The 19366-nt window shown below is 51.8% G+C and carries 13 protein-coding genes; 9 read left to right on the forward strand and 4 right to left on the reverse strand.

Annotated elements, in window-relative coordinates; all coding sequences use genetic code 11:
- Nucleotides 1-138 precede the first annotated feature (138 nt).
- The 3 genes from pcaF to ABDW72_RS02255 all read left to right on the forward strand — a co-directional run bounded on the left by pcaF (nt 139) and on the right by ABDW72_RS02255 (nt 4384).
- Nucleotides 139-1344: a 3-oxoadipyl-CoA thiolase gene (gene pcaF / locus ABDW72_RS02245; protein ID WP_347156826.1), complete on the forward strand. Its 1206-nt coding sequence runs from the start codon at nt 139-141 to the stop codon at nt 1342-1344.
- An 87-nt stretch (nt 1345-1431) separates the two neighbouring features.
- Entirely contained in the window at nt 1432-3483 is a 2052-nt protein-coding gene (gene paaZ / locus ABDW72_RS02250) for a phenylacetic acid degradation bifunctional protein PaaZ (protein ID WP_347156827.1), read from the forward strand.
- Between the two features lie 121 nt (nt 3484-3604).
- Nucleotides 3605-4384: an enoyl-CoA hydratase/isomerase family protein gene (locus ABDW72_RS02255; RefSeq protein ID WP_347156828.1), complete on the forward strand. Its 780-nt coding sequence runs from the start codon at nt 3605-3607 to the stop codon at nt 4382-4384.
- A 78-nt stretch (nt 4385-4462) separates the two neighbouring features.
- Here the strand turns inward: ABDW72_RS02255 and ABDW72_RS02260 are convergent, their stop codons facing one another.
- Both ABDW72_RS02260 and ABDW72_RS02265 read right to left on the reverse strand, forming a co-directional pair.
- Complete coding sequence (locus tag ABDW72_RS02260) at nt 4463-4981, reverse strand: DsbA family protein (protein ID WP_347156829.1); 519 nt, start codon at nt 4979-4981, stop codon at nt 4463-4465.
- Between the two features lie 3 nt (nt 4982-4984).
- Entirely contained in the window at nt 4985-5461 is a 477-nt protein-coding gene (locus tag ABDW72_RS02265) for a redoxin domain-containing protein (RefSeq protein ID WP_347156830.1), read from the reverse strand.
- Nucleotides 5462-5825: 364 nt separating this feature from the next.
- On the opposite strand from ABDW72_RS02265, the gene ABDW72_RS02270 reads away from it, so the two are divergent.
- From ABDW72_RS02270 to ABDW72_RS02295, 6 genes are all read left to right on the forward strand, one after another.
- Nucleotides 5826-8597 carry a TonB-dependent receptor gene (locus ABDW72_RS02270; RefSeq protein ID WP_347156831.1) on the forward strand — a complete coding sequence of 924 codons (2772 nt, stop codon included), beginning with the start codon at nt 5826-5828 and terminating at the stop codon, nt 8595-8597.
- Between the two features lie 305 nt (nt 8598-8902).
- A complete protein-coding gene (locus ABDW72_RS02275; protein WP_347156832.1) occupies nt 8903-10246 on the forward strand; it encodes an APC family permease in 1344 nt (447 codons plus the stop codon).
- A gap of 88 nt (nt 10247-10334) precedes the next feature.
- On the forward strand, nt 10335-10649 hold the full coding sequence (locus ABDW72_RS02280; protein ID WP_347156833.1) for a DUF6660 family protein: 315 nt from the start codon (nt 10335-10337) through the stop codon (nt 10647-10649).
- A 93-nt stretch (nt 10650-10742) separates the two neighbouring features.
- Nucleotides 10743-12908 carry a TonB-dependent receptor gene (locus ABDW72_RS02285; protein ID WP_347156834.1) on the forward strand — a complete coding sequence of 722 codons (2166 nt, stop codon included), beginning with the start codon at nt 10743-10745 and terminating at the stop codon, nt 12906-12908.
- 148 nt (nt 12909-13056) lie between these two features.
- Nucleotides 13057-13383 (forward strand): DUF7009 family protein, encoded by a 327-nt coding sequence (locus ABDW72_RS02290; protein WP_347156835.1) that lies wholly within the window; start codon nt 13057-13059, stop codon nt 13381-13383.
- A 231-nt stretch (nt 13384-13614) separates the two neighbouring features.
- Entirely contained in the window at nt 13615-15129 is a 1515-nt protein-coding gene (locus ABDW72_RS02295; protein ID WP_347156836.1) for an ATP-binding cassette domain-containing protein, read from the forward strand.
- Nucleotides 15130-15222: 93 nt separating this feature from the next.
- Here the strand turns inward: ABDW72_RS02295 and ABDW72_RS02300 are convergent, their stop codons facing one another.
- Nucleotides 15223-15825: a sensor histidine kinase gene (locus ABDW72_RS02300; RefSeq protein ID WP_347156837.1), complete on the reverse strand. Its 603-nt coding sequence runs from the start codon at nt 15823-15825 to the stop codon at nt 15223-15225.
- Nucleotides 15723-19154 (reverse strand): CheR family methyltransferase, encoded by a 3432-nt coding sequence (locus ABDW72_RS02305; RefSeq protein ID WP_347156838.1) that lies wholly within the window; start codon nt 19152-19154, stop codon nt 15723-15725. Before ABDW72_RS02305 ends, ABDW72_RS02300 begins: the two co-directional genes overlap by 103 nt.
- Nucleotides 19155-19366: the final 212 nt, after the last annotated feature.

Below are 19366 nucleotides of genomic sequence, written 5' to 3' on the forward strand. Positions count from 1 at the left end.
GAGGCACCAGCCAAACTGCTAAACGCACGCCCTGATAACAAGCCATACGTATGGCAAAATGCCTGTAAAAAGATCAGGCAAGTATAGATGAATACCGGAAGTACGTAATCTGTTGGGCTTCCTTAACATATAAACAACATGAAAGACGCCTACCTCATAGATGGCATCCGAACCCCAATCGGTAATTTCGGAGGAACCCTAGCTGCCGTACGGCCGGACGACCTGGCTGCTCTGGTGATCAAAGAACTGCTGAAGCGCAACCCGTCTGTAGATGCCGCAGGTATAGCCGATGTGATACTTGGTTGTGCCAACCAGGCTGGTGAAGATAACCGGAATGTGGCCCGCATGGCTTCCCTGCTGGCGGGTTTGCCCTGGTCGGTGCCCGGCGAAACCATCAACCGCCTATGTGCCTCGGGCTTATCGGCGGCTATCGCTGCCAGCCGTGCGATCCAGTGTGGCGACGGCGATTTGTTTGTAGCCGGCGGTGTGGAGAACATGACACGCGGTCCGTGGGTGATCTCCAAAACAAGCACGCCCTATGGCCGCGATGCCCAGATGTTCGACTCCAGTTTCGGATGGCGCTTTGTGAACCCTAAAATGGAGGAGCTTTTCGGCACGCACGGCATGGGAGAGACAGCAGAGAACCTGGTCGAGCGTGATAACATTTCCCGCGAAGACCAGGACCAGTTTGCCCTGCGCTCTCAGCAAAAGGCAGCTGCAGCACAGGAAAGCGGCCGTTTGGCCGAAGAAATTGTACCTATCGAAATTCCGCAGCGCAAAGGCGAACCGATCCTTTTTGAGGAAGATGAGTTTGTAAGACCAACCACCACCCTGGAGGCACTGGCTAAGCTGCGGCCGGCTTTTAAAAAAGGAGGAACCGTTACAGCGGGCAATGCTTCCGGGCTTAATGACGGGGCAGCGGCTTTGCTGTTTGCTTCCGAAGAGGGCGTTCGGAAGTATGAGCTCACACCTAAGGCCCGTATGGTGTCGATGGGTGTAGCCGGTGTAGAGCCGCGCGTGATGGGCATAGGCCCGGTACCCGCCAGCAAGATCGCTTTGAAAAAAGCAGGCTTAACCCTGGACGACATGGATATTATTGAGCTGAACGAAGCCTTTGCCTCGCAAAGCCTGGCCTGCATCAGAGCGTTTGGCCTGGAAGACAACGATCCGCGCATCAACCCGAATGGTGGTGCTATCGCCTTAGGTCATCCGCTGGGTATGAGCGGCGCCAGAATTTTGAATACCGCTGCCATAGAACTACAGAAACAGAACAAGCGCTATGCCCTGGTAACCATGTGCGTGGGCGTAGGGCAGGGCTACGCTGTTGTTATTGAGAAAGTTTAGTATAGCGTCATACAGAAATAATATACAGGCTATACTTTAAAGCGAAAGCGTTCATACTTAAAAAGCAGGACAAACGAAACGAACAATATGAGCACTAAACTGGAAAACTATGCGCTGGGGCAATGGATACCCGGTTCCGGAAAAGAAAGCGAACTGGTAGATGCGGTGACAGGCGAAGTCATTTGCCTCGCCTATAGCGGCGGCCTGGACTTTGATGCCATGATGCAGTATGCCCGGGCGAAAGGAAATCCGGCCCTGCGTAAGATGACGTTCCAGGAACGTGGGCTGATGCTGAAAGCGCTGGCCCTGCACCTTACCTCCAGAAAAGAAGATTTTTATAAGCTCAGTTACCGTACCGGTGCTACCCGCGCCGACAGTTGGGTTGATATTGAAGGAGGCATCGGCAACCTTTTTGCCTATGCTTCGCTGCGCCGTAAATTTCCGGATAAGCCTTTTTTTGTAGAAGATGAGCCTATCGGCCTTTCGAAGGGCGGCACCTTTATCGGCCATCATATTTTAGTGCCGAAAGAAGGCGTTGCCATTCATATAAATGCCTATAATTTCCCGGTATGGGGCATGCTGGAGAAGATTGCCGTTAACCTGCTGGCCGGTATGCCCGCTATTGTAAAACCAGCTCCTATCACGGCTTATTTGACTGAGGCTGTTGTGCGGGAGATCATCGCTTCGGGTATTTTGCCGGAGGGCGCGCTGCAGCTGGTTACCGGTACCGGCGAAGGAATACTAGATCATGTGACCTCGCAGGATGTGGTGACCTTTACCGGCTCAGCCAAAACCGGCCGGATGCTCAAGGCGCATCCCCGGCTGATTCAGGAAGCGGTGCCGTTTACCATGGAAGCCGATTCGCTGAACAGTGCCGTGCTGGGTGAGGATGCTGTACCGGGAACACCGGAATTCGACTTATTCATCAAAGAGATACGCAAGGAAATCACGTCCAAAGCAGGGCAGAAATGTACGGCTATCCGGCGGGCGATTGTGCCGGAGAAACTAGTGGAGGACGTACAGATTGCCTTAGGTCGCGAGCTTTCTAAAACTGCTATTGGCAATCCGCAGGCAGAGGGCGTACGCATGGGCGCTTTGGTGGGGAAAGAACAACTGCAGAAACTGCGGGAGCAGGTAAGCGAACTGGCAAAACAAACGCCTATTGTGTATGGCGATCTGGAGAAGGTAGAGGTGGTAGGGGCAGATGCTGAAAAAGGTGCCTTTATCTCGCCCATTGTGATGCTCAATGCTGATCCGTTCCGATACACCGATACCCATGAAGTGGAAGCCTTCGGACCGGTGGCTACGCTGATGCCGTACCGCACGATTGACGAAGCGGTAGCTATTACTAAAATGGGCAAAGGCTCCCTCGTGTCCTCTATCGCTACCGCCGATCCACGTATTGCGCAGGAGTTTACCTATGGCGCAGCCACCTATCATGGCCGCATCCTTATACTTAACCAGGAGTGTGCAAAGGAGAGCACGGGCCACGGCTCGCCGATGCCGCAGCTGATTCATGGCGGACCAGGCAGAGCAGGAGGCGGCGAAGAAATGGGCGGCATCCGCGGAGTAAAGCATTTTATGCAGCGGGTGGCCATCCAAGGCTCGCCCACCATGGTGACGGCTATTACGGGCGTATACCAGCAGGGGGCAAAACAGATAGAACTGGACGTACACCCGTTCCGCAAGCACTTTGAAGAGCTAGAGATCGGGGAAACCTGGGTAACGCACAGGCATACCGTGACCGAAGCCGATATTACTAATTTTGCCAATGTATCAGGGGATCATTTCTACGCGCATGTGGATGCTACCTCGCTGGAAGGTACCCTGTTTGAAGGCCGGGTGGCGCATGGTTATTATATTCTCTCCAAGGCGGCTGGTATGTTCGTGGACCCGAAGAAAGGACCGGTGCTGTTGAACTACGGATTGGAAGATTGCCGCTTCACCAAACCTGTCTACCCGGGCATGACCTTAGGCGTAAAGCTGACGGTGAAAGAGAAAGTAGGGCAGGAGAAGCGCAGTGAAGAGGACGTTGCCAAAGGCATCGTAAAGTGGCTGGTAGACGTAACCGACGAAACAGGCGAAACTGTTGCCATTGCCACTATTATGACGATGGTAAAAAAGAAAAACCAGGATTAGCTTTAAACGATTCTATAAACCTGAATGGGTATACCTATACTACTACTACCAAAGGTAATCCACCGCTTAACTTTTATTCAAGTAAGTATACCATTAAGAACTGTGAAATAACCCCTCATACATGAGCAAAACCAATTCCATTGCAGCCGGAAAAGTAACTATTGCTACTAACGAACAGGGTGTCAGCACCATTACATTTTTTCACCCTTCTCACAACTCCCTGCCGGGCGCGCTGCTGAACGAGTTGGCTGAGACAATCATTAAAGCCGGGAAGGAGGAGCGCACGCATGTCATCATACTTCAAAGCGAAGGCGACCGCACGTTTTGTGCCGGAGCCAGTTTTGATGAACTGATCGCGATAGAGAATAAAGAGCAGGGACTGGCCTTTTTCTCAGGTTTTGCCAAAGTGATTAATGCCTGCCGCACCTCTTCCAAAATTATTATTGGGCGTGTACAGGGCAAAGCCATTGGCGGGGGGGTAGGCGTTGCTGCCGCTACCGACTATTGCTTTGCTACCCAACATGCCGCTATAAAACTGAGTGAGCTGGCTATCGGCATTGGACCTTTTGTAGTGGGTCCTGCCGTAGAGCGAAAAATAGGTGTGGCTGCTTTCTCTGAGTTGGCGCTGGATGCCACCGAATTCCGCTCCGCTGCCTGGGCGAAAGACAAAGGCCTGTATGCCAGTGTGTTTGATAGTATAGATGAATTGGATGTCGCGGTGCAGGATTTTGCCGTTAAACTGGCTTCGTATAACCTGGAGGCACTGAGTGCGATGAAGCAGATCTTCTGGCAGGGCACGGAGCATTGGGAACAATTACTGTCGGAGCGGGCAGGTATCAGCGGCACCCTGGTGTTGTCCGATTTTACCCGACAGGCGATTCAACAGTTCAAGAGCAAATAAGCAGCATCATAGTATAAGTATAAAGGCCGCCAGCGAATTCCATTGGCGGCCTTTATACTTATACTATGATGCTGGGAGTTAGGAAGAAAGAGCCTGCTTCAGCGATTTATAGCTGCCGTCGTAGGAATTCAGCTTTTCGCCATTGATAAAAAAGGAAGGCGTACCATTTACACCGCTACGGATGCCACTCTCGAAGTCTCTTTCTACTTTCGAGGCAATCTCATCGCTTTTCATATCGCTGGAAAACTGATTCAGGTCTAGTCGCAGCTCACGGGCAAACTGCTCAAAGCTGTCCTCCCTTAGCTCGCGCTGGTGCTCATAAATTTTATCGTGCATTTCCCAAAACTGGTGCTGCTCCCCGGCAGCTTCTGCTGCCCGCGCCGCCAGCTCGGCCAGCGGATGAGACTCCCGCAGGGGAAAATTCCGGAAGATAAACTGGAAATCGTCGCCTTTTTCCTCCAGCAATTGTTTTACGAGGGGGTAGGCGTGCGCACAATGCGAACACTGGTAATCGCCATACTCCACTAGCGTAACTTGTGCATTGTTGTTGCCAGTCTGGTGATCGGATGATTCTACCGGCGGCTTAAGATGTGCCATAGCTTATTTTTCTTTCTGTTGCTTGTCCATTTCATCGAGCGCATCCAGAATGCCGTCTGCTCCGGGGTTTATACTTTCCGGTGACAGGTAGCTCCACTGAATTCTGCCTTCTTCATCCAGTACAAAAAGTGCCCGCTGGCTTACCCCTTTCTCTGCATTATACACACCATATTCCTGCGCCACTTTTCCTTTCGGTTCAAAATCGGCTAGCAGCGGGAAGTGGATATTGCGGTTTTCTTTAAAAGCATTGTGGCACCATTTGCTGTCCACCGAAAGGCCAACCATTTGGGCATTGTGCTTCTCAAAGAATTTCAACGTTTCGTTGTACAACGACATCTGGTCGCCGCAGACAGGGCTCCAGTCAGCAGGGTAGAAGGCAAGTATAACGCGTTTGCCTTTCAAGTCGCTTAACTTTAATTTCTGGTCAGGCGTGGCATTTAGTTCGAAGTCCGGAGCAATGGTCCCTTTTTGTAACAGCATAGTAGATGTATCATTTACTGGAAGATTCTGTAGAAGTTGTACCACATATAAAGCCATTTAGTTGCCATTGTAGCCAAGAGATAGGCAGCAGTACAGGTGTTTCTGCCACTCGTTTTTATCCCTTTTCTAAGTTTCTACGGATACATCCGTTATATTTTCGTATAGCTGTAAAAAGATGTATATACAACGATTCAGGCAAATTCTCCAAAAGCTAAGAGAGCAGCTTTGCCCTCTTAAAGTTATTCATACCAACAATTAAAAAGCTTTTCTGTTTGATTGAAAATTTTGACACCGCAAACCGACAATAAGCACAACCATTAGGCTACTCCAAATCAGTTATTTTAGATCACTTTAATATTTAGCAATGAAAAAACTTTACACACTCCTATTCATTTTGATGCTCTGGTCGCATCAGATGTTTGGGCAAACGATACAAGGAACGGTGCGGGACCGCTTTCAGCCGCTGGCCGGTGCCACGGTCAGAACCCTGGACCAGTCGGCCGGAACGAGTGCCGATGAAAACGGGCAGTATCAGCTGAAACTCACACCGGGCACCTATACGTTGGTGTCCAGCTATATCGGGTATGAGTCAGTGCAAAAGCAGGTAACCGTAGCAGCAGGGCAGACCCTCAACGTTGATTTTGTGCTGAATTCAGCACAAAACCTGAACGAAGTGGTGGTTGTTGGCTCCAGGGGTGCACCCCGTTCGCAGCTCACCACCCCGGTACCGGTAGACGTGATCGACATCCGCGAAATTACACACGATGCGCCGCAGGTAAATCTAAATCAAATTCTCAACTACGTGGCGCCATCCTTTACCTCTAATACCCAGACGCTGGCCGACGGCACCGACCACATTGACCCGGCCTCGCTCCGTGGCCTGGGACCAGACCAGGTGCTGGTGCTCATTAACGGGAAAAGGCGCCATACTTCCTCACTGGTAAACATCAACGGTAGCTTTGGCAAAGGTTCTGTAGGCACCGACCTGAATGCGATTCCGACTGCTGCCATTAAGCGGGTTGAGATTCTGCGCGACGGCGCCTCGGCGCAGTATGGCTCCGATGCGATTGCCGGTGTGATCAACATCATTCTAAACGATGCCGTGAACAAGCTCGACGCGAATGTGACCACAGGTGCGTATGTATCGAAGAATTCGGAGGATGGACTTGACGGTGAGAACGTGCAGGCAAATGCCAGCTATGGCGTGCCGCTGGGAGCCAATGGCGGCTACCTGAACCTGGCCGGCTCCTACGATTACCGCAACTATACGGATCGTGGCGGCGATTATACTGGCACCATCTTCACCGACTACAACAACCCTTTTCCGGGCGAAACACCTACTGGGGTAGATATTACGGAGCAGGAGCTGGCCCGTAGAGGCTTAACGCGCAATGATTTCAGCGGCCGCGTGGGGCAATCAGCCAACCGGGGCGGAAGCCTGTTCTTTAACTCTGCTGTGCCGGTTACCAAAGAAGCCGAAGTATACGCGTTTGGCGGTCTGAACCTGCGCCACGGCGAAGGCGCAGCCTTTTACCGTACGCCCGCGCAGCTCACACAGACCAATGCCGTCATTTACCCCAATGGCTTTCTGCCGCTGATCGTAACCGACAACAGAGATCAGTCTTTGGCAGTGGGTATACGCGGTGCACTGGGAGAGTGGAAGGTCGATTTCAGCAATACGTACGGCCAGAATGCCATCGACTTTTCGGTGGATCATACGATGAATGCTTCGCTGCTTACCGCTTCGCCAACTAGTTTTGAGGCAGGAGGCTACTCATTCACGCAGAACACGACCAACCTTGATTTCAGCCGTTTTTACAAAGATGTGATGAGCGGCATTAACATAGCGTATGGCGCCGAGCACCGTTATGAGAATTACCAGATTATTGCCGGTGAAGAAGCCTCGTATGTGAACTATGGCAAGGCTACGCTGGTAGGTGTTGATGGTGCTGGAAATGACATTCTTATCCCGGACCCGCAGGGAACGGTAAACACGCGCTTTGCGGCGAACGGATCGCCTTTCGCCGGTGGTTCGCAGTCTTTTCCAGGTTTCAGTCCGAAGAATGCCGTGAATGTATCGCGTACGTCAGTGGCCGCTTATGGCGATGTGGAGCTAAACTTTACAAGCCGCTTTATGGTGGATGCCGCCGCCCGGTTCGAAAATTATTCTGACTTTGGCTCTACGCTGAACGGTAAGTTGGCAGGACGGTATATCTTTTCAGATGCTTTTACGCTGCGCGGCGCCATCAGCAACGGCTTCCGGGCACCTTCGCTGCACCAGCAGTACTATAGCGCCACTTCCACCATTTTCACCAGCGGCGTATTTATCGAGTCTGGTACGTTCACAAACCAGAGCCGCGTAGCCAACCTGCTGGGCATCCCTAAGTTAAAAGAGGAAACCTCCTATAACTATAGCGCCGGCTTTACAAGTATATTCGGCAACTTTAAGCTGACCGTGGACGGCTACCTGATCCGCATCAACAACCGCGTAGTTTATACCGGCCAGTTTGGTAAAGTAACAGATAACCCTACGCCGCAGCAGCAGGAAGTGAACCGTTTGCTGGACCAGGCTAATGCTGGTTCTGCCCGCTTCTTTACCAATGCCATTGATACAGAGACAAAAGGAGTAGATGCCGTGCTGACTTACGTTACAGGCTTAGGCGGTGGTCGTTTTTCAGGAAGTCTGGCAGGTACTTTTGCCAAAACGGATCTGGTGGGCGACATTCATTCTTCGCCACTGCTGGCCGGGCGCGAGAGCACGTATTTTGACGAGGCAAGCCGCATTTACCTGGGTTCCGCGGTTCCGCAAACCAAGTTCAACCTCACCTTTAACTATGGGCTTGATAAGTGGGACTTCTTTCTGCGCAATGTATACTTCGGCAAAGTGCAGGAGGCTACCAATACTGTAACGGCGCAGGACTGGTATACCGGCAAAGTGGTGACGGATGTAAGCGTGGGCTATACATTCACCAAGAACCTGAAGCTGACGATAGGTGCCAATAACCTGCTGGATGTGTACCCCGACAGAGTAGCTGCAGCCAACTCCGGAACAGGCCGCTTTGTATATTCGCGCAGTGCGCAGCAGTTCGGGTATAACGGTCGTTTCCTGTTTACCCGCATCACCTTTAATTTATAACCTGGTCCTGACCAGAACAAGTATAAAGGTCCTGCCTCTGCTTGAGGCGGGACCTTTATACTTTTAAAAAACCACTAGGAGCCTGAGCCTGTAAATCGCTGCTTTGCAGGATTATACTTGTTGATCGGGCATAGAGCCACCGGTTGCTGCCCGTGACAGGTGCAGCAGGTCAACCAAAAAAATGTTTATCTTGGAGCAGGAAGCTTTTGCTGATTGAAGAGGGAAGCTTCCCTTTTGTTCGGGAACATCTGGTATATCAAGCGATCATTCACTTCCTTTTACAGGTACGTATGCTATAATTCTACATGACGGAACATACTTTAGAAAGACGCCTCGGACTGGGGCAGGCCACGGCCATCAACATGATCGACATGGTAGGGATCGGGCCATTCATTACGCTCCCGATGGTGATTGGCATGATGAACGGGCCATATTTCTTATATGCCTGGGTAGCCGGGGCGGCTTTGTCTTTTGTAGATGCTATGATCTGGAGCGAGTTGGGCGCTGCTTTCCCCATGGCAGGCGGCAGCTACAACTTCCTGAAAGAAGCGTATGGCAAGAACGGTGCCGGTCGGTTTATGAGCTTCCTGTTCGTGTGGCAAACGATGATACAGGCGCCGCTGGTGATTGCATCTGCTGCGATTGGCTTTGCCTCTTACTTCTCCTACCTGGTGCCGCTCACGCCTCTTACCTCCAAACTGGTGAGCGGTACGGTGGTGGTGTTAATTGTGATCCTGCTTTACCGGAAGATTGAAGCCGTAGGCCGGATTAGTGTCCTGCTGTGGTGCGGCGTAATCGTGACCATGCTCTGGATCATTGGCGGGGGTATTGCACATGGCAATTTTGTACAGCCGGTGCGGGAGATGAACGACGGGCTTACCCTTAACTATGCCTTTGTTACAGCCATTGGTTTTGCCAGCGTGAAGAGCGTGTACAGTTACCTGGGATATTACAATGTGTGCCACCTGGGTGCGGAAATAAAAAACCCAACCAAAAATATACCCCGCAGTATGTTTTTGTCCATTGCCGGTATTGCTGTGCTGTACCTGATGATGAATATCAGCGTGGTGAGCGTAATACCCTGGCAGCAGGCCAAAGACAGCCCGTTTGTGGTGAGCGTATTCATTCAGCAACTGGCCGGAAATACGGCAGCCACCATCGCAACCTGCCTGATCCTGTGGGTAGCCTTTGCATCGGTATTTTCTGCTACCCTGGGCTATAGTCGTATTCCGTATGCAGCGGCGGCAGATGGTGCTTTTTTTAAGGTATTCGCTCGGCTGCATCCCACCAAACACTTCCCGTATGTGTCGCTGCTGTTTTTGGGAGGCGTGGCTTTTGTGTTCAGTATGTTGTTTAAACTAAGCGATGTGATCAGTGCCATATTGGCCATGCGCATCCTCATCCAGTTTATCGGGCAGGCAGTGGGCTTGCTGCTGCTGCGCAGAGCCCGGAGTAGCAGCGCGTTTCCATTCAAAATGCCCTTGTTTCCGCTGCCTGTTATCATCGCCATTGCCATGTGGGTTGGCATTCTGATCTCGACAGGTCTCACCATGGTAGCAGCAGGACTAGCTGTGATCTCAGCAGGCACTGTGGTATACTTTATCAAAGCGAAGCTGAGCAACGAGTGGCCTTTCCGGAGCCATACTTAGCGAAAGATAAACGTACCTGGTGCAGCCTCAGGAAACATCCTTTTACTTTCATCGCCTGATTCTGGCCTGTTTTAGTTATTTTTGCAGCATGAAGTTCCTCGGGCTTATACTTGCTGCTTACGTTCTGCTGCTCACAGCCGTTCCGTGCTGTGCAGGGGAGCGTTGCGACGAAAAGGAGCAGGCAGGAGTAGCCCAGGCGTCTGAAAAGCAGCACCCGCAGGACTGCAAAAGCTGCTCCGCCTTTTTTGCCTGTGGCTCCTGTACCGGCTTTACGCTTTCCGAAAGCCCTTCCTTTTTCGCTAGTATGGCTGTACCTTCTTTGGTTGTTTACCATACTTTGTGCCGGGTAGCTGCTCCTGTTCCAGTTTGCTGCGCTATCTGGCAACCCCCGAAAGTAAGTTAATGCGTCCGTTCCGGTGCGCTCCGCACCAACAGCTGGCTGGCAACCCGGCAGCATTTTAACTGAACATTAGCGACTTCAAACTTGCAAAAATTTGTGCTCTTCGTATTCCTGCTCGGGAGTGCGACGCTGGCTCACGGCCAGCATACTTTCAATGCCCTGATTCGGGCTGCTGACACCCGCGAACCCATGATCGGCGCTACCGCTGTAGTGGCCGGCACCACAACCGGTAGCAGCAGTAATGCCGCCGGCCGTATTACCATACCAAATGTGCCTGATGGAGTGCAGCATATCCTGTTCCGCTATGTGGGGTATGAGCAGCAGGATCTGGCTGTTACTTTCCCGCTGGCTAACCCCGACACCACCTTTACAGTGCTACTGGTCCCGGCAGGCGAGGGGCTGGAGGAAGTGGTGGTGTCGGCTACCCGCAGCAGCCGCACCATCAGCGATATTCCGACGCGGGTGGAGGTGATCTCGGGAGAGGAGCTGGCAGAAAAAGGCAATATGAAACCGGGCGATATCCGGATGATGCTCAACGAGAGTACGGGTATCCAGACGCAGCAAACCTCGGCTACAAGCTACAACTCCAGCATCCGCATTCAGGGTTTGGACGGCAAGTATACGCAGATCATCCGCGACGGCTTTCCGCTCTACTCCGGTTTTTCGGGTGGCTTGGGCCTGCTCCAGATCGCCCCGCTCGACCTGCGGCAGGTGGAGGTGGTTAAAGGATCAGCTTCTACGCTGTATGGCGGTGGCGCCATTGCAGGGCTGGTGAACCTGGTCTCGAAAGTACCGACCGAAGAGCGGCAGCTGGATTTTCTGCTGAACGGCACGTCTGCCCGGGGGCTCGATGTCAGCGGTTTTTATGCTGAGAAGTTTAACAAGGTGGGCACCACGATATTTGCCTCTTACAACCACGGCACGCCCTACGATCCTGCGGGCATCGGCCTTACCGCCATTCCGGAGTTTAACCGCTATACCCTTAACCCGAAGCTGTTCCTTTATCTCACCCCAAAAACCACATTTTATACAGGTTTTAACAGTACGGTAGAGGAAAGAAGGGGCGGCGACATGCAGTACCTGCGCGGAGAGGGCGATGCGCTGCATGCCTATTTTGAGCGGAACAAGACCAACCGCCTGAGCACGCAGGCCGAACTGGACCACCAATTAGGCGAGCACGCGGCTCTTGCGATAAAGAACAGCGTGAGCCACTATGACCGGGTGATCGAATTGCCCGGGTACCGCTTCTCCGGTGCGCAGCTTTCCAGCTTCTCGGAGGCCACGTACCACTACACGTCTGAGAAAGCCGAATGGGTGGCCGGGCTGAACCTGCTGACTGACAAGTTTAAGGAAGATCAGGTGGCGGACGAGGTGGATAGAAGCTACAACTATACCACTCTTGGCGCCTTTGCCCAGAGTACGTGGAATGCATCCGATCAACTTACCCTGGAAGCCGGGCTGCGAGGCGATTATCACTCGGCTTACGGCTTTTTCCTGCTGCCCCGCTTGTCGGCTATGTTTCGCATCGGCCCCAACCTGACCACCCGTTTAGGTGGTGGCCTGGGGTATAAAGCGCCGACTGCGTTTACTGAAGACGCCGAGCGGATACAGTTTCAGAATGTGCTGCCACCGGACGTGCACAACACGAAGGCGGAGCGCTCTTTTGGCGGCAATTATGATGTGAACTACCGCACGGCCTTCTTCAACGATAGGGTGACGCTAAGCCTGAACGGGCTCCTGTTCTATACCCGTGTCAACGATCCGATAGAGCTGATGCCACTGGATAACGGTTACTGGCAATACCAGCAGCCCAGCGGTTTTATAGATACCAAAGGCATCGAAACAAACATTAAACTTACCTACCAAGACTTTAAGCTGTTTGTGGGGTATACGTTGGCCGATGTACACGAGCATTATAACCATAGCCAACAGGTATACCCGCTGGTGCCCCGCCACCGGCTGAACAATGTGCTGATGTATGAGGTGGAAGACAAACTGAAGCTGGGGCTGGAGGGCTATTACATTGGCCCGCAGCAGCTGAACGATGGCACCACCGGTCGCGCCTACTGGCTGGCAGGATTTATGGCCGAAAAGCTGTGGGAGCATTTTTCGCTGTTCATCAACTTTGAAAACCTGCTGGATACGCGGCAAACAGCTTTTGATACCATTTATACCGGCACCATCACCAACCCGGTCTTCAAAGACATCTATGCGCCGGTAGATGGCTTTGTGGTAAATGGCGGTATCAAGATCAAACTGTAAGTGGGCAATGGCAAGTATAAATCAGGCCACTATTTTTCACTTGGTGATAGGCTTTCGACAGTAACCTTCACGCAGCTGCTTATCGTACAAGCAGTGCTACATTGTAGCAGGATTTTACCTAAGCTATACTACAAGCCACGTTTCAGGTATGAAGATCAGAATGCAGGAAAATAACCTCCGCTTGAGGCTTACACAACAGGAGGTTGAACAGTTTTTGAGGGAAGGCAAGGTCACTACCACGACACAGATCGGTCCGTCGCCAGTGCACTCGCTCCGTTACTCCCTAATCCGGGAGGAGGAAGCAGAAGCTGTAACGGCCACATTTATCGCAAACAGCATTAAAGTATACGTGCCGGCTGCGCTCGCAGAAACATGGGCCCGTACCGCTCAAGTCGCTATAGAGGAGCAGATGCCGCTCGGGGATGATGAGGATGAAGAGACATTACAAATCCTTGTAGAAAAGGATTTCAGATAACACCAGTAGCTGTGAGACAAAGATTTATTGAATATTTTCCTGATGCAGCAGCTCAGAAGGGGGTGATACTGCTATAGGCTTGTTCGTGCTTATATTGCGTAATATGATTTCAGTGGCTGCTTGATTCAGGTGCAGAATATGCAGACCTTGCAGGCAGCAGGCTTGCGGGTAAGTATAAGTATAAGTATAAGGAGCTTCCTGGCCAGTGCTTTACGAAACACGAATGCGAACATGAGGAATCAGGTTGTAAAGTATAACGGTATCACGGTGCGTTACCAGCACCATATTTTGCTGGAGAACTTTAGCTTTGCTGTAAGCAGGGGAGAACACTGGGCGCTGGTAGGCCCCAGCGGATCCGGTAAAAGTGTATTGCTGGATGCCCTGGCCGGAAAGCTCCCCATCTCCAAAGGGCAAGCCGCTTATCCGCTGCTGGATGAGGTGGTGCGCGAGCAGCAGCAGGAAGATCCGCTTTTTAACCGGAGCAGGCTCATCGGGTATGTTTCTGCCCGGCATGGCTTCCGCACCCACTCCAATACCACTGAGTTTTACTATCAGCAGCGTTTCGACTCGTCGCATCTGGATGATATTCCGACAGTAGAGGCTTACCTGCAGGCCATTGTGGCGCCTACTGCCTCTGAGGTATGGACCTACGGCTACGTTACGGAACGGCTGCACCTAGAGCACCTGCTTGGCAAGCACCTCATTAAGCTGTCGAATGGCGAGACGCGGCGACTACTAATTGGCGCGGCTTTGCTCCAGAACCCTTTGTTACTATTGCTTGACAACCCCTTTGCCGGGCTTGATGTGGCTGCACGGGAAGAACTAAACCATTTGCTGCAGGAAATCGCCCGCTCCGGTATTACGCTTCTCATGGCTACGTCTCCCGCTGAAGTGCCCGAGGCTGTGACGCATGTGGCTGTGCTGGAGCGGGGCATATTAGTGCAACAAACGAGCAGGGCGAAGTTCATGACATCCGGGTTTAAGTTGCCTGTTCCAGGTGAGATCGCCACAGGAGAGCTGCGCGAACTGCTTTCGTTACGGCCTTATAGTACGTATGAGGTGGTAGTTGGCATGCAGCAGGTAAATATCCGATACGGCGAAAACCTGATTCTGGACAACGTGAACTGGACGGTGCGGCAGGGAGAACGGTGGGCGCTGCTAGGCCACAACGGAGCCGGCAAATCAACGCTGCTGAGCCTTATTAATGGCGACAACCCGCAGGCTTACGCCAACAAGATCGTCCTCTTCGACAAAGTAAAAGGGAAGGGGCTAAGCATCTGGGATATTAAAAAGCAGATCGGCTATGTCTCGCCGGAATTGTTTCAGTACTTTCCGGCGGGCAGCACATGCCTGGAAGTGATTGAGTCCGGCTTCTACGATTCGCTGGGGCTGATGCGTGCGTCTGAAGCTGCCAATGCTGCCCTGGCCCTGCGCTGGATGCACCTGCTGGAGATCGACGCCTACGCAGCCCACCACTTCCGGAGCGTGCCGGCCAGTATACAGCGGCTGTGCCTGCTTGCCCGTGCGCTGGCTAAAAACCCGCCCCTGCTTATACTGGATGAGCCGTGCCAGGGGCTGGACGCCCGGCAGCAGCAACATTTTAAGCAGGTGGTGGAAGCTATCTGTGCCAGCAGCAGGACCACGCTCATCTACGTCAGCCATTACCAGCAGGAACTCCCCGCCAGCATCACGCATACCCTTAAACTGCAAAACGGCAGCGTGCGCAGCAAATTAGTAGTGGCCTGACGGACCTCTACTTTAACGCATACCTTAATGGATGCTGTTGCTGTCTCTTTCCGTCAGGCCTTTATACTTATACTTATACCTCGCACAGAGCGCTTAGTGTTTGAATCTGAACTTGAACACGGTGCCTTTGCCAGGGCCCGACTTTATCTCCATGTTGCCACCCAGCAGATCTACGCGGTTCCGGATGCTGTGCAGACCAAGGCCGGTTATCTTGCCAAGTTCTTTTTCAGCAATGCCAATGCCGTTGTCGCGTACCTCTAAAACGATGAGGTCTTCTTCTGCGGTTAATTCAATGGAGGCTTTTGTAGCTTTTGCGTGCTTGGCCATATTGTTGAGTAACTCCTGTATGATCCGGTACAACGATAGCTCCACAGTAGAATTGATGCGCGCATCAAAGCCACTGACACTGGTGGAAATTTTCAAATGTGAGGTCTTAAATCGCTCCGCCATTTCTTTTATAGCTATTTTAAGGCCGAAGTCCTTCAGAACTGACGGGGATAGTTCTGAAGAAATATCGCGCGTGATATCAATGCTTTCCTTTAACAGTTCGTTTATCTGCGCGACTTCGGTTTTATTTCGCTCTCCGTCCAGCTTTATTGCATTAATGCGCAGCTTTGTAGCATAGAGTACCTGCCCCAAGCCGTTGTGCAGGGCCTCCGAAATGCGTCTGCGCTCTGTCTCCTGTGTCTGCAGCACAGCTGTAAGGATTTCGCGCTGCTGCGACAGCCGGAGCTGAATATTATCTTCCTCTGCTCTTTCTGGTCTTGAATATCGGTGGCGGTGCCAACCCATAAGTTGATCTCGCCCTGCTCGTTTCGGATCGGCACGTCTTTTATCAGGTGCCAGCGATACTCATTGTCTTTATAACTCAGAATGCGAGCCTGTACATTAACGATCTTGCCTTCAGCTAACGAGGCTTCATATCCTGGCAAAAGTGCTTCCAGGTCATCCGGGTGAAACGCTTTGGTCCAGCCCCAGCCAGCTGACTCCTCAACAGTCAGGCCGGTATACTTGTACCACTGGTCGTTGAAAGAATTGTTTTCGCCATTCGGTTTGTTCGTCCACGTAATGTGCGGTACAGCTTCCAGCAATCTGCGGAAACGTTCGGCGCTGGCCTTGATTTCTTCCTGCTGCTGCAGCAGTTGCTGTTCATACTGCTTACGCTTGGTAACATCGTGCAACGTGAGCACCATGCCATCATCAAACTTAATGGCAGTAATCTGCAGCCAGAAATTGTTATTGGTAGTGAGCTGTTTCTCCACGTTCAGTATCTGGCCGGTTTCCACCACCTGCACAAATTCTTCAAACAGGTCCTGCTCCAGTAGCTGCGGCAGCTCTTTCCCAAGGGTTTGGCCTGCCAGGCTCGCATCTGCGCGGTTAAATAATTCCTGTGCCTTTTGGTTGGCTGTGATGATAACAAAATCAACGATTGGGTGCCCATGCCTGCGGATCGCCTTTAGCGCCATAATAGCGTTAGGGGAGCTGTTCAGGATGCCGGTCTGCATCAGGTGCAGGGTCTTCGGTTCGCTTATCTGCACAAAAAGAATGATAGCCCCGTCGATACGGCGCTCCTGTGTTATATAGGGCAGAATGCGCATCTTGTACCAGATGCCGCGTTTGTCCTGTACTTCGCGCTCAACAGTTTTAGTAGATGTGATCACATGGCGGATATCCTCGATCATGTGATTGTAGCGCAGGTTGTTTGATATCTGGTAAATGGAGCGCCCGATGTCGCTCTCGATCAGGTTGATCAGGTGCGTGGCCGCTGGCGTATACTTGCGTATGATGAGTTGCCGGTCTACGAAGATCTGCCCGATATCGGTGCTGCGGAAGTAGTTGTTCAGGTCATCATCCAACTCCATTAAAGCTTTGATCTTGTACTGGTGCTCGGTGTTGATGGTATGCAACTCTTCGTTCAGCGACTGCAGTTCCTCGTTGGTGCTCTGCAGTTCCTCGTTCGCCATTTCTAGTTCCTCTACTACCGCCTGCAGGTCGTCTTTAGTATACTGCAGTTCTATTTCGAGCTCCTGCACCCGGTGTTCGTAGCGGTCGTTGCTCAAAACCGCCACCTGATTTTCCTCGAGGGGTGTGCGCGGCTGGTCTTCGGAGAACAAGACAAGTATAAACCGCTGCTTGGGCTTCTTTTCGGACAGGTATGGCTTGGCTGCCACATTGATGTAGCGGAGCGTATTGCCGTCGCGCACCTGTATGCCGTGCGCCGTTACCTTTTTATTATCGAGTATGACTTTGCTGAGAATGGAACCCAGGCTTACCGCCAGATCCTGCGAAACAAGTTTTAGTAGGTTTAACGTAAAGTTATGATCGGGCAAATCAAGGTAGTGCTTAAACTTACCGGTACCGTGCAGCACATCATAATTTTCGTCGATGTAAACGGCGGCATAGTCATATTCTTCCAGTATAGTCTGGCTGAGCACCTTGATAAAGCTTTGCTGCATTAAGTGCTTGGCCGATAACTCCCGCGGGAAGCTAGCTAAAGGCACGCTGGGGCTTCTCCTGCTCAGCGCGGTGCCAACAAACGTATTGGCGATACCCAACGACTGGGCAGGCTCCAGATTACGGAAGATCTTCCACTCCTTGTTGATCTCTTCGAAGCTCTTCAGGTCTCCGATGCTCTCGCTGGTACCCAGAAACAAGAAGCCGCCCACCAGCAGGGAATAATGAAACTTGTCGATTACCTTCTTCTGCAGCACCGGGTTCATGTAAATGAGCATGTTGCGGCAGCTTACCAGGTCTATTCTGCTAAACGGCGGGTCGTTTGATACGTTATGCGGGGCAAAGATCACCATGCGCTGTACCCGCTGTGTGATGCGGTATTTCCCTTCATCTTTAACAAAGAACCCGTTAAGGCGCTCTTCCGACACTTCTGTCAGGCTGCTCATCGGATAAATGCCTTTGCTGGCAAAATCCAGGGCTTTACGGTCAATGTCGGAGGCGAAGATCTTTACCTCCAGCTCTTTTTTAACCTTATCCATGTACTCCCTTACCAGAATGGCAATGGAATACGGCTCTTCGCCGGAAGAGCAACCGGCCACCCAGATGCGCAGCTGCCCCGAAGGTTTTTTACTATCGACAAGGGCAGGGATAACCTTTGTTGCCAGTACCAGGTAGGCTTCTTCGTCGCGGAAAAACTTGGTGACCCCGATCAGGAATTCCTTGCGCAGGACCTCTACCTCGCTGCTGTGCAGGTTCAGGTACTCCAGGTAATCATCCAGGCGGCTGATATCAATTGCCACCATGCGCCGGCTGATTCGCCGGATAATGGTTGGCCGTTTATAGTTGCTAAAATCAATGCCGGTACGATCGTGCACCATTTCCAGGATCTGGTAGAAAGAAGATTCCGTTTCGCTGTTAATCAGTTCCGTTAACTGATTGGTCAGGGGTTTTACTTTCAGATAATTGAAGATCTCGTTCGGCATTTGCTCCGGTGGCAGTATAAAATCGATGAAGCCGGTATTAATGGCATTCAAGGGCATGCTGTCGAACTTGGCGGTAGTGGGGGCCTGCACGAGCACAATACCGCCCGCTTTTTTGATGGCAACTGCGCCCTCGGTACCATCCGTGCCTGTGCCGGAAAGTATAATGCCTATGGCACGCTCCTTTTTATCTGCGGCAAGGGAGGTAAAAAAAGTATCTACAGTTTTGGAGCGGCCTGTTTCTGTCTTGTCCAGCAGGTGCAGGTGGTTTTCTGTAATGGTGAGCTCCTTGTCGTTGGGGATCACATACACTTTGTTTACCTCTACCGGCATGTTTTGCTCTGCTTCTAACACATCTAAAATGGAGTATTGCTTCAGCAGATCGGTTAAAAGGCTGCGGTGCTCCGAAGACAGGTGCTGCACTATTACATAGGCTACGCCATCATGAGGCACACTGCTAAACAGAGCATCCAGCGCCTGCAAGCCGCCCGCCGACGCGCCAATACCGATCACATTCAATTCGTTCGCTGTCGTTTTGCGGCCCTGGTTCCCCAACGCTTTCTTAGCGCTCTGCTTAGCCGACTTTGCCATACCTTAGTTATACGGAAGAATAATGAATTAACTGCAGACTACAAATCTACCACTTTAGGGCATCATAAGGTTCATTTTGTAGTGCCGGTATCTTTTTCTTTTCTGCTGCGGAGCGGCACGTGCGCCAGCGGGCCGGAGAGTATTCAACAGTGCCGATTAAACTGTGTAAACAATGGTTCAGACACCCTTAAACCGAACATTTTACTGAAAAC

The sequence above is a fragment of the Pontibacter chitinilyticus genome (assembly GCF_039748935.1).
Taxonomy (GTDB): domain Bacteria; phylum Bacteroidota; class Bacteroidia; order Cytophagales; family Hymenobacteraceae; genus Pontibacter; species Pontibacter chitinilyticus.